The following is a 12,254-nucleotide window of genomic DNA, read 5'->3' as shown; positions in this document are numbered from 1 at the left end:
GAACCATGAGCGCGCGCAGTGCGACACCCGGCAACACCCCGCTTTCGAGACGTTCGGAACGGGTATTCGTACTGGCCAGCTCGCTGGTTGTCATTGCCATCCTGAGCATCGTGACGTTTCTGTTGATTCGCGAACATGCCGCCGCACAACAGGCTGCGACACGTGCGGCGACCAATATCGTGCAACTGATTGACGCCGATGTGCTGCGTAACGTGGAGCTCTACGATCTGTCGCTGCAAGGTTTGGCCGCCGCCGCCAAACGCGACGACCTGAAAGACGTTTCGCCGGCGATTCGCCATCTGGCGCTGTTCGACCGCGCCACCGCCGCCCCCTACAAAGGCGACATCCTGCTGCTCGACAAGCGTGGCGATGTAATCGCCGACTCCGCCTCGCTCGAACCGCGCAAAGGCAATTACGCCGACCGGGAATATTTCCAGTCCCATGTCCAGGACCCGAGCCTGGGCATGATGATCAGTCGCCCGTTCCGTTCCAGGAGTGCCGCCCAGGATTGGCGCATCAGTTTCAGCTATCGACTGAGCGACGAGCGGGGTGAATTCATGGGCGTGGCCGAGGCCGCAATGCGCCTGAACTACTTCAGCCAGTTGTTCAAAAGCCTGAACATCGGCCACGGGACGGTCAACCTGATCAGCCGCGATGGGATTCTGTTGGCCCAGGAACCGCCCCTGGCCGACGACATGATCGGCAAGGACTTCAGCAACCGACCGAACTTCGTACGCATCCTGCGTGAAGGTAACGGCAGTTTTACCAGCATCTCCAGCGTTGATCAGACACAGCGGCTGTACACCTTTTCCCAGGTGGGCGACCTGCCATTGATTGTCGTGGTAGCGCTCTCCTACCAAGAGGTCTTCGCCTCATGGCAACGCACGGCGTTGTTGGTCAGCGGCGCCACCGGCGCGCTGTGCATCGGTTTGCTCTGGCTCACCTGGCTGCTGCGCCGCGAATTGCGCCGCCGTTACAGAGCTGAACGGGAGTTGGCCCAACTGGCGTCCGTCGACGCCCTCACGGGCCTGGCCAACCGACGAACACTGGACGAGACGTTGCAACAGGAATGGCTGCGCGCCCAACGTTCGGGCCAACCGTTGTCTGTGCTGATGATCGATGCCGATCATTTCAAGGCGTTCAACGATCGCCATGGTCATCAGCAAGGTGACGAGGCCCTGCGCACCTTGGCGCAATTGATCGGCCAGCATGTCCGACGCCCCGCCGACCTGGCGGCGCGCTATGGCGGTGAGGAGTTCTCGGTGGTGCTGCCGGAGACCACCACCGCTGGCGCCTTCACCATGGCCCAGAATATTCGCGACGCGGTCGAACAACTGCCACCGGTGTCCGAGGGGGAAGCGCCCATGACGGTCAGTATCGGCATCGCCACTTGGACTCAGGGACCGTACAACGAACTCACACAACTCTTGTTCGCCGCGGACAAGGCGCTGTACCAGGCCAAGGCCAGCGGGCGCAACCGTGTGGTCTGCGCGATGTAACACCGCAACACCCAAAGGCTATGGACACAGCTCTCCGTGGCGAGGGAGCTTGCTCCCGCGGGGCTGCGCAGCAGCCCCAAACGGCCCTGGCTAATGAGTTTGATACACCGCGGCGCCAGATTTCAGGGCCGCTGCGCGCCCCAGCGGGAGCAAGCTCCCTCGCCACAGGTTCTCCCATCGCTCCCAACGAAAACCCGGCCATAAAAAAAGGCCACCCAAAGGCAGCCCTTAAAAAACTAGAGAGGTTTTTTGCTTACACCGCCGCGACAGGGCGCATGTAAGAGATTGGTGCGGTACTGGCGTCTTCGAACGTCACGACTTCCCAAGCATCTTTCTGCTCAATCAACTTGCGCAGCAGCTGGTTGTTCAGTGCGTGGCCGGACTTGAAGCCCTTGAACTCACCAATCAGGCTATTGCCCAGCAGGTAGAGGTCGCCGATTGCATCGAGGATCTTGTGCTTGACGAACTCGTCTTCATAACGAAGACCGTCTTCGTTCAATACACCATCGGAATCGACCACGATCGCGTTTTCAACACTGCCGCCGAGTGCGAGATTGTGCTTGCGCAGGTACTCGATATCACTCATGAAACCAAAGGTACGGGCGCGGCTGACTTCTTTTACGAACGAAGTGCTGGAAAAATCCACGCTTGCACTTTGGGTGCGGTCACGGAAAACCGGATGATCGAAATCGATCTCGAAGCTCACCTTGAAACCTTCGAAAGGGACGAAAGTGGCGCGCTTGTCGCCGTCTTCCACTGTCACTTCCCGCAGGATGCGGATGAACTTCTTGGCTGCGTCCTGCTCTTCCAGGCCAGCCGATTGAATCAGGAATACGAAGGGTCCGGCACTGCCATCCATGATCGGGACTTCGGACGCGGAGAGCTCGACGTAGGCGTTATCGATGCCCAGGCCAGCCATGGCCGAGAGCAAATGCTCCACCGTATCCACTTTGGTGTCACCGTTGACCAGTGTGGTCGACATAGTGGTTTCACCAACGTTTTCCGCGCGAGCAGGAATCTGCACCACAGGGTCGAGGTCGGCACGACAAAACACAATGCCGGTATCGATAGGCGCGGGCTTGAGGGTCAGGTAGACCTTCTCGCCGGAGTGCAAGCCGACACCTGTGGCACGGATAATATTCTTCAGGGTGCGTTGTTTAATCATGGCATGGGCCGCTTCAGCGCAAATTGCGAACTGGTATCAACAAAGGCTGGCGATGATAGCAGACCAGACCTTTGCTGAACACCAATCACCCGTATCCCCCTGATACATTTCATCAATCGGCCTGACGACGCAGGAAAGCCGGGATGTCCAGGTAATCCAGATCGTCTTGCGGATTCATCTTCGCGGCAGTCGCAGTACCGGCCTGAGCCTGGTTGCGCATGACGGTCGGACGGTCCAGGTCACGGTAGTTCACCGCAGGCGCTTCCTGGCGCGAAGCCACTTGTTGTTGCGGTTGCGAAGCCATGGAGGTGTGAACGGTGTTGTCGATGACCTTCACAGGCTTCTCGATTTTCGCGCCCAGACCGGTGGCAACCACGGTAACGTGCAACTCGTCGCGCATGTCCGGATCGATAACGGTACCGACCTTGACCATCGCGTGCTCGGAAGCGAAGGCTTCGATGATGCTACCCACGTCGGAGTACTCACCCAGGGACAGGTCAGGACCGGCGGTGATGTTCACCAGGATGCCGCGTGCACCTTGCAGGTTCACGTCTTCGAGCAACGGGTTGCGGATGGCCGCTTCGGTGGCCTCGCGTGCACGGTTCGGACCGCTGGCGCAGCCAGTGCCCATCATTGCCATGCCCATTTCGCTCATGACAGTCCGTACGTCGGCAAAGTCGACGTTGATCATGCCTGGACGCTTGATGATGTCGGAGATACCGCGAACGGCACCGGCCAGTACATCGTCAGCCTTGGCGAAAGCCGACAGCAGGCTTGCGTCTTTACCCAGGATGGTCAGCAGCTTCTCGTTGGGAATGGTGATCAACGAGTCGACGCTTTCAGACAGCAGACGGATACCTTCGTCGGCGATCTGCATACGCTTGCGGCCTTCGAAAGGGAACGGACGGGTCACCACCGCAACGGTGAGGATCCCCATTTCCTTGGCCACTTCGGCGATGATTGGCGCCGCACCCGTACCAGTGCCGCCGCCCATGCCGGTGGTGATGAACACCATGTTGGTGCCTTGCAGGACTTCAGCGATGCGCTCACGGTCTTCGAGAGCGGCCTGACGACCGACCTCAGGGTTGGCGCCGGCACCCAGGCCTTTGGTCACGCCAGTGCCCAGTTGCAGGATGGTCCGCGCGCCGATGGATTTCAGCGCCTGGGCATCAGTGTTGGCGCAGATGAATTCAACGCCTTCAATGTTGCTCTTGACCATGTGGTTGACAGCGTTGCCGCCGCCACCGCCGACACCGATTACTTTGATAACCGGGCTAGCGGGGATGTTGTCTACGAGTTCGAACATTTTCCCTCTCCTTTCATTCTCTAGTTTTTTCGCCTACTGCGTTTGCTGCGTCTTCCAGCGCCAAGCCTGAAACCTGCCGCGTGAAGCTTTGAAACTGTTTAGAAGTTGCCTTTGACCCAAGCCTGGAGCCGCTCGAACAGCGGTGCCTTCGGCTCGTCGCTGCTGTAGCTGTCGCGGCTGCCGATCCCTGAAAACGAGATCCCGTCGGACTGTTTCTGCAGGCCGTACATCAACAGGCCCACGCCGGTGGAATAGATCGGGTTGCGGACCACGTCATCCAGGCCCTTGACGCCATGGGGCACGCCCAGGCGCACCGGCATGTGGAAAATTTCTTCGGCCAGCTCCACCGCACCTTCCATCTTCGACGTACCGCCGGTCAGCACGATGCCGGCCGGGATCAGGTCTTCGTAGCCGCTGCGACGCAGTTCGGCCTGGATCAGCGTGAACAGCTCGTCGTAGCGCGGCTCGACCACTTCGGCCAGGGCCTGGCGCGACAATTCGCGCGGTGGGCGGTCGCCGACGCTCGGCACCTTGATGGTTTCACCGGCACCGGCCAGCTTCGCCAGGGCGCAGGCGTAACGGATCTTGATTTCCTCGGCGTACTGGGTCGGAGTGCGCAACGCCATGGCGATGTCGTTGGTCACCTGGTCGCCGGCAATCGGGATCACGGCCGTGTGGCGGATCGCGCCTTCGGTGAAGATCGCGATGTCGGTGGTGCCGCCGCCGATGTCCACCAGGCACACGCCCAGTTCTTTCTCGTCGTCGGTCAGCACCGAGTAGGCCGAGGCCAGTTGCTCGAGGATGATGTCGTCGATTTCCAGGCCGCAGCGACGCACGCATTTCTCGATGTTCTGCGCGGCGTTCACCGCACAGGTCACCACGTGGACCTTGGCTTCCAGGCGCACGCCGGACATGCCCAGGGGCTCACGCACGCCTTCCTGGTTATCGATCACGTAATCCTGCGGCAGGGTGTGCAGCACACGCTGGTCGGCCGGGATCGCCACGGCCTGGGCCGCGTCGAGTACGCGCTCAAGGTCCGCGGAGCTGACTTCGCGATCACGAATCGCCACGATGCCGTGGGAGTTCAGGCTGCGGATGTGATTGCCCGCCACGCCGACGAACGCCGAGTGGATCCGGCAACCGGCCATCAGCTGCGCCTCTTCGATGGCGCGCTGGATCGATTGCACGGTGGACTCGATATTCACCACCACGCCTTTTTTCAAGCCGCGAGACGGGTGTGTACCGATCCCGACGATGACCAGCGTGCCGTCGTCCGCGACTTCGCCTACCAGCGCCACCACCTTGGAAGTGCCGATATCGAGACCGACGATCATTTTCCCGCTTTGCACGTTTGCCATGGGTCCTGCCTCTTCTTAATTCTTCGCGACGGCGGGTTCGGCCGTCGTCGGCGCTACAGGTTCCCGCCAGCCAACGGCCAGGCCGTTGGCGTAGCGCAGATCGATGCGCGCAATGTTCGTAATCTGTTCTTTGAGCGTCTTGTCGTAGATGGCGATGAAGCGGCGCATCTTTTCCACCAGGTTGCCGCGCCCGAGCAACAGCTCGATGCCCGGCCCCGAGCTGCCCGCGCCAGTGGTCAGGAACCAACTGCCGCGCTCACGCAATTCCAGGCGCGCGATGGAGAAGCCCAACGGCCGCAACATCTGGCTCAACACCTGGTATTGCTGCATCACTTGCTGCTGGGCCCGCTGTGGACCGAACAGTTGTGGCAAATGTTCATAGTTGGCCAGTTCTCGCGGCGTAAACGCCTGGCCCTGGTTATTCAACAGCGACTCGTCGCCCCAACGGGCCACCGGCAGTTGCTCTTCCAGGCGAATCGACACCTGGTCGGGCCACACCCGCCGGACTTCGGCGTGAGCGATCCAGGGCATCTGCTCCAGCTCCGTGCGCATGCCCGCCAGGTCGATGGTGAAGAAACTCGACGCGACGAACGGGGCGATCCGCTGCTGCACTGCCTGCTGGCTGATGTAGCTCAGGTCGCCCTGGACGTTGATCCGGGCGATCGGCCGGTCGGCATAAGGCAGCAACCGTTGCGCGCCTTCATAGGTACCGAACCCCAACGCCACCAGCAGCACCGGCCAGAACAGGCTCTTGAGAAAACCAAAATTGGCTTTCGGCAAGCGCGCCGACATCGGCTCTTTGGCCACCATTCGGCTGGCACCCCGCGGCACCGGCTTGCGACCGGGTGCGGATGGCTGATGACGAAGCGATGCGCCTTGCATGGCTTAACCTCTTGGCTCTTGAGGGCCGACACTGGCCGCCAGGATCGACAACACCAGTTGCTGGAAATCCAGACCGGCGGCACGGGCCGCCATCGGTACCAGGCTGTGATCGGTCATGCCGGGCGCGGTGTTGACTTCCAGGAACCAGAACTGCCCATCGGCGTCCTGCATCACGTCTGCCCGGCCCCAACCGGCGATACCCAGCGCCTCACAGGCCTTGGCCGTGAGGTCCATCAGTTCTTTTTCCTTGGCAGCGTCCAGCCCGCAGGGAATGCGGTACTGGGTATCGTTGGCGATGTACTTGGCGTCGTAGTCGTAGAACGTGTGGGGCGTGCCCAGCGCAATCGGGGGCAACACCTGGTCACGCAGGGTGGCGATGGTGAACTCGGGACCGGTGATCCATTGTTCGACCAACACTTGCGAATCGTAGGAACTGGCGTCCTTCCATGCCGCGGTCAACTCAGGCAGCGAATTCACTTTCGCCATGCCGATACTTGAACCTTCATGGGCCGGTTTGACGATCAAAGGGAAGCCCAGTTCCGTGGCCGCCGAAATACAATCGGCCTCGGACGCCAGCACGGCGTGACGCGGCGTCGGAATGCCGAGGCTGTGCCAGACCTGCTTGGTGCGCAGTTTGTCCATCGCCAGGGCGGATGCCAGGATGCCGCTGCCGGTGTAGGGGATCCCCAGGCATTCGAGCAGGCCTTGCATGCTGCCGTCTTCGCCGCCGCGACCATGGAGGATGATGAACGCGCGATCGATCTTTTCGCTCAGCAGGCGCTGCAGGAAATCGTCGCCCACGTCGATACCGAAGGCGTCGACGCCGGCACTTTGCAAGGCTTGCAGCACGGCGTTGCCGGACTTGAGGGACACCTCGCGCTCGGCGCTCTTGCCACCGAACAGCACGGCCACGCGGCCGAAGGCTTTCGGATCGAGGGTCGAGACCAGGTTGGCGTAGGCAGCAGTCATTTCAGTTTCCCCTCGCTGGAGGCCACGATTGCTCCGGCGAATAACGGACTTTTCAACAGTTTCGGGGCCAGGCCACCGATGTCACCGGCCCCCTGGCACAGCAGGATGTCGCCGGCGCGCAGCAACGGCTTGACCAGCGGCGCGAGGTCTACGCCACGTTCGATGTAGATCGGGTCCAATTGGCCGCGTTGACGGATGCTGTGGCACAGCTGGCGGCTGTCGGCCCCTGGGATCGGTTCTTCACCGGCCGGGTAGACTTCCATCAACAGCAGCACGTTGGCGTCGGCCAGCACCTGGACGAAATCGTCATACAGGTCGCGGGTGCGGCTATAGCGGTGCGGCTGGTAAACCATCACCAGGCGCCGCTCCGGCCAGCCACCGCGCACGGCCTTGATCACCGCCGCGACTTCGGTCGGGTGGTGGCCATAGTCGTCCACCAGCATCACGTTGCCGCCTTCCACCGGCAGTTCGCCGTAGACCTGGAAACGCCGGCCCACGCCCTGGAACCCGGACAGGCCCTGGACGATGGCTTCATCGCTGACGCCTTCGTCGGTGGCGATGCAGATGGTGGCCAAGGAATTGAGCACGTTGTGGTTGCCGGGCATGTTCACCGACACGTCCAACGGCTCGCGATCAGGGCGCAAGACGGTGAAGAACGTCTGCATGCCTTGCTGGCGCACGTTGATGGCGCGCACGTCGGCGTCTTCGCCAAAGCCGTAGGTCACGGTCGGACGCTTGATCAGCGGCAGGATTTCACGCACCACCGGGTCGTCCAGGCACACCACGGCCAGACCGTAGAACGGCAGGTTGTGCAGGAACTCGACGAAGGTTTTCTTCAATTTGTTGAAGTCACCGTCGTAGGTCGCCATGTGGTCGGCGTCGATGTTGGTCACCACGGCCACCAGCGGTTGCAGGTGCAGGAAGCTCGCATCGCTCTCGTCGGCTTCGGCGATCAGGTAGCGGCTGGTGCCCAGCTGGGCATTGGTGCCCGCGGCATTCAGACGACCACCGATCACAAACGTCGGGTCCAGGCCACCGGCCGCGAACACCGAGGCGATCAGGCTGGTGGTGGTGGTTTTGCCGTGGGTACCGGCGACGGCGATGCCATGGCGATAGCGCATCAGCTCGGCGAGCATCTCAGCCCGTGGCACCACCGGAATGCGACGCTCCAGGGCGGTGGCGACTTCCGGGTTGGAGGTGTTCACGGCGCTGGAAACCACCAGCACGTCAGCATTGGCGGCGTTCTCGGCACGGTGACCGATAAAGATCTGCGCACCGAAGGACTCCAGGCGCTCGGTGACCGGGGAAGCTTTCAGGTCGGAACCCGAGACCTGGTAACCCAGGTTCAGCAATACCTCGGCGATCCCGCACATGCCCACGCCGCCGATACCGACGAAGTGGATGCGGCGGATACGGCGCATTTCCGGTTGCGGCATGGCTTTGCGATTCTCAACCATGGGCCACCTCCAGGCAGGTATCGACCACTTGGGCCGTGGCATCGGGTTTGGCCAGGCGGCGGGCGGCGCGGGCCATGTCTTCAAGTCGTTGCGGCTGCATCAAAACCTCTGTCAGGCGGGCGGCGAGATCCGCGGCGCCAGTCGTTCTTTGCGGCATCAGGAAGGCAGCGCCTTCACGGGCCAAATAATCGGCGTTACGGGTCTGGTGATCGTCAATGGCGTGGGGCAAAGGCACCAGCATCGAGGGCAGACCGGCGGCAGCCAGTTCACTGATGGTCAGCGCGCCTGCGCGGCAGACCACCAGGTCGGCCCAGCCATAGGCTTGGGCCATGTCTTTGATGAAAGGCTGCACTTGCGCCTCGACGCCAGCGGCGCGGTAGCGCTCGGCGGTCACTTCATCGTGATTTTTGCCAGCCTGATGGAACACTTCCGGCCGCAGGTCGGGAGCGACCAGCGACAAGGCTTCGGGCAGCAATTTGTTCAACGGTTCCGCCCCCAGGCTTCCACCCAGGATCAGCAAACGCGCCTTGCGTCCAGCCAGGGCCGGGCGCGGTGTCTCCAGGAACAGCTCGGTACGCACCGGATTACCGGTGGTGCGGCGGCTGCCCGACAGGGTAAAGGTGTCGGGAAAGGCTTCACAGACCCGGGCGGCCAACGGCACCAGTAACCGATTGGCGGTACCGGCCACGGCGTTCTGCTCGTGGACGATCACCGGCACGCCGGCCAGTTTTGCCGCAACGCCGCCAGGGCCGGTCACATAACCACCGAACCCGACCACGCACACCGGGCGCAACCGACGAATGATCGCTCGTGCCTGCCAGATCGACTTGAGCAGCATCAGCGGCGCCTTGAGCAACGACAACTTGCCCTTGCCCCGCAGGCCGCTGGCGTCGATCCGGTGCAGTTCGAGGCCGGCGCCAGGCACCAGTTCGTTCTCGATGCCCCGCGGCGTACCCAGCCAGTGCACGGTGTAGCCCCGTGACTGGAACTCCCGGGCACAGGCCAGCGCCGGGAACACGTGCCCGCCGGTACCGCCCGCCATGATCAGCACGTTAGCGCCCATGAGTCGGCTCCTCGGCGAAGTCGCTCTCCTGGAATTCCATCTCTTCGCTGCCCAGGTGGGTTCGGCTCTCCCATTCGATGCGCAGCAACAAACCAAGGCACGCGCAGCAGATCACCAGGGAACTGCCGCCATAACTGAGGAACGGCAGCGTCAGACCCTTGGTCGGCAAGAGGCCGACGTTCACGCCGATGTTGATCAGGAACTGGCCGATCCACAGGAACGACAAGCCATACGCCACGTAAGCGGCGAAAAACTGCTTGGCCTTTTCGGCCCACAAGCCGATGTACATGCCGCGTACACAGACGAACACGAACAGGGCGACGGTGCACAGGGAGCCGACGACGCCCAGCTCTTCGGCCAGTACCGAGAATACGAAGTCGGTGTGGGCTTCCGGCAGGTAGAACTGCTTCTGCACGCTGTTGCCCAGGCCCACGCCCAACCATTCGCCGCGACCGAAGGCAATCAAGGCCTGGGTCAATTGATAGCCGGAACCGAACTGGTCGGCCCACGGGTCGGTAAAGGTGATCAGGCGCGCCATCCGGTACGGTTGCGCCTGAACCAGCACGGTCACGGCCGCCACCGCCAACGCCACCATCAGGATGAAGCGAAACAGCCCGACCCCACCGAGGAACAGCATCGCCGCTGCGGCGCCCATCATCACCACCGTGGCGCCGAAGTCCGGCTCCATCAGCAGCAGGCCCGCCATGGGCAGCAAGACGATGAACGGCTTGAAGAAGCCCATCCAGCTCTCGCGCACTTCTTTCTGGCGACGCACCAGATAACCGGCCAGGAAAATCACCACGAAGACCTTGGCGATCTCCGAGGGCTGCACGTTGAAGAAGCTGAAGCCGATCCAGCGCATCGAGCCGTTGACCTCGCGGCCGATCCCCGGCACCAGCACCATCACCAACAGGCCGAAGGCACCGAGCAGCATTAACCAGCCCAGGCGTTGCCAGGTAGCGATTGGCACCATCATGGTGACGATGCACGCGCCCAGGCCGATCACCAGGTAAACGAGGTGGCGGATCATGTGGTAAAGGGTGTTGCCCGACTGCACGGCGGCCACTTCCGACGACGCGGAGGTGATCATCACCAGGCCCAGGCCCAGCAAGGCCAGGCAACCGGCGAGCATCGGGAAATCCAGGTCGATGCCACGTCCGGTGATCAACGGCGACGGGTACGGCTTGATGATGTTCATCAGGCTCATGCCAAGTCCTCCGCGGCCCGGGCGAACAACTGCCCGCGCTCTTCATAGTTCTTGAACATGTCGAAACTGGCGCAGGCCGGCGACAACAGCACCGCGTCGCCCGGGTGCGCGAGAGCGCGGCATTGCTGCACCGCCTCGTCCAGCGAACCGACGCGAACCAGCGGCACGGCATCGCCGAGGGCCTGGGCGATCAATTCGCGGTCGCGGCCCATCAGCACCACGGCACGGCAGTTGGCTGCCACGGGATCGCGCAGGTCCTTGAAGTCGGCGCCCTTGCCGTCGCCGCCGGCGATCAGCACGAGCTTGCCTGCGATGTCCGCCCCCAGCCCTTCGATGGCCGCCAGCGCGGCACCGACGTTGGTGGCCTTGGAGTCGTTGTACCAGGCCACGCCATCGAGGTCGCGCACCCACTGGCAGCGGTGTTCGAGACCGGCAAACGTGCGCAGGGCCGATAGCATGGCGTCGAACGGCAGGCCGACCGCATGCCCCAGGGCCAACGCGGCCAGGGCATTGGCCTGGTTATGGGCGCCACGAATCTTCAGTTCACGCACCGGCATCAGGTTCTGGAATTCGAAGGCCAGGTATTTCTCGCCATTCTCTTCGCGCAAACCGAAGCCTTTGAAATCCGGAACACCCAGGCCGAAGGACCAGCACGGCATGCCCTCGCCCAGCAACGGACGGGTCAAGGCGTCCTGGCGGTTGAACACCACCTGCCGGGCACCCCGGAAGATCCGGTGCTTGGCCAGGTGATAGGCCGGCAGGCCGCTGTAGCGGTCCATGTGGTCTTCGCTGACGTTGAGCACGGTGGCCACTTCGGCGCCCAGGTGGTCGGTGGTTTCCAGCTGGAAGCTCGACAGCTCCATCACGTACAGCTCGACGTCGTCGCTGAGCAGGTCCAGGGCCGGGGTACCGAGGTTGCCGCCCACGGCGACGCGCTTGCCGGCCGCCGCGGCCATCTCGCCCACCAGGGTGGTGACGGTGCTCTTGGCGTTCGAACCGCTGATGGCAACGATCGGCGCCTTGGCGTTACGCGCGAACAGCTCGATGTCGCCGGACAGTTTCACGCCACGGGCAGCGGCCGCCTGCAGGGCCGGAGTCGCGAGGGCCAGGCCGGGGCTCACGTAGAGCTCATCGGCGCGGCACAGGAACTCGACGTCCAGCTCGCCACAACGCACGTCCACCTGGGGATAGTCACGGCGCAGCGTGGCCAACTCAGGCGGATTTTCCCGCGTGTCGGCCACGGCAAACGACACGCCCCGGTTCGCCAGGAAGCGAACCAGGGACATGCCGCTCTTGCCGAGGCCGACAACGATGCGGAAGTGGTCAGAAGCGATCAGGGACACTCGTT

At 62.6% G+C, this 12,254-nt stretch carries 10 protein-coding genes; 1 reads left to right on the top strand and 9 read right to left on the bottom strand.

Features of this window, described 5'->3' with window-relative positions:
• Nucleotides 1–5: 5 nt before the first annotated feature.
• Entirely contained in the window at nt 6–1,499 is a 1,494-nt protein-coding gene (locus IB266_RS19910; protein ID WP_192262176.1) for a sensor domain-containing diguanylate cyclase, read from the top strand.
• 253 nt (nt 1,500–1,752) lie between these two features.
• Here IB266_RS19910 and lpxC read toward each other — a convergent pair whose 3' ends face one another.
• The 9 genes from lpxC to murD form a co-directional block, all read right to left on the bottom strand.
• Nucleotides 1,753–2,664 (bottom strand): UDP-3-O-acyl-N-acetylglucosamine deacetylase, encoded by a 912-nt coding sequence (gene lpxC, locus IB266_RS19905; protein ID WP_003178240.1) that lies wholly within the window; start codon nt 2,662–2,664, stop codon nt 1,753–1,755.
• A gap of 112 nt (nt 2,665–2,776) precedes the next feature.
• A complete protein-coding gene (gene ftsZ, locus IB266_RS19900; RefSeq protein ID WP_003205341.1) occupies nt 2,777–3,970 on the bottom strand; it encodes a cell division protein FtsZ in 1,194 nt (397 codons plus the stop codon).
• Between the two features lie 98 nt (nt 3,971–4,068).
• Nucleotides 4,069–5,328, bottom strand: a complete 1,260-nt coding sequence (gene ftsA / locus IB266_RS19895; RefSeq protein WP_003205342.1) for a cell division protein FtsA — start codon at nt 5,326–5,328, stop codon at nt 4,069–4,071.
• 15 nt (nt 5,329–5,343) lie between these two features.
• Nucleotides 5,344–6,210 carry a cell division protein FtsQ/DivIB gene (locus IB266_RS19890; protein WP_042729561.1) on the bottom strand — a complete coding sequence of 289 codons (867 nt, stop codon included), beginning with the start codon at nt 6,208–6,210 and terminating at the stop codon, nt 5,344–5,346.
• Between the two features lie 3 nt (nt 6,211–6,213).
• The gene (locus IB266_RS19885; protein WP_192262175.1) at nt 6,214–7,179 is read right to left on the bottom strand and encodes a D-alanine--D-alanine ligase; all 966 of its coding nucleotides are present in this window, start codon (nt 7,177–7,179) and stop codon (nt 6,214–6,216) included.
• On the bottom strand, nt 7,176–8,636 hold the full coding sequence (gene murC / locus IB266_RS19880; protein ID WP_092204138.1) for a UDP-N-acetylmuramate--L-alanine ligase: 1,461 nt from the start codon (nt 8,634–8,636) through the stop codon (nt 7,176–7,178). The genes IB266_RS19885 and murC overlap by 4 nt, the downstream gene beginning before the upstream one ends.
• Entirely contained in the window at nt 8,629–9,699 is a 1,071-nt protein-coding gene (gene murG, locus IB266_RS19875) for an undecaprenyldiphospho-muramoylpentapeptide beta-N-acetylglucosaminyltransferase (RefSeq protein WP_092166206.1), read from the bottom strand. The genes murC and murG overlap by 8 nt, the downstream gene beginning before the upstream one ends.
• Nucleotides 9,689–10,906 carry a putative lipid II flippase FtsW gene (ftsW, locus tag IB266_RS19870; RefSeq protein ID WP_092166204.1) on the bottom strand — a complete coding sequence of 406 codons (1,218 nt, stop codon included), beginning with the start codon at nt 10,904–10,906 and terminating at the stop codon, nt 9,689–9,691. The genes murG and ftsW overlap by 11 nt, the downstream gene beginning before the upstream one ends.
• A complete protein-coding gene (murD, locus tag IB266_RS19865; protein ID WP_192262174.1) occupies nt 10,903–12,249 on the bottom strand; it encodes a UDP-N-acetylmuramoyl-L-alanine--D-glutamate ligase in 1,347 nt (448 codons plus the stop codon). The genes ftsW and murD overlap by 4 nt, the downstream gene beginning before the upstream one ends.
• Nucleotides 12,250–12,254 lie beyond the last annotated feature (5 nt).

The organism is Pseudomonas sp. Pdm06, assembly GCF_014851795.1.
GTDB classification, from domain to species: domain Bacteria; phylum Pseudomonadota; class Gammaproteobacteria; order Pseudomonadales; family Pseudomonadaceae; genus Aquipseudomonas; species Aquipseudomonas fluorescens_AA.
The sequence above is the reverse complement of the archived record's forward strand: the minus strand, read 5'-3'. Positions and strand labels throughout refer to the sequence as shown.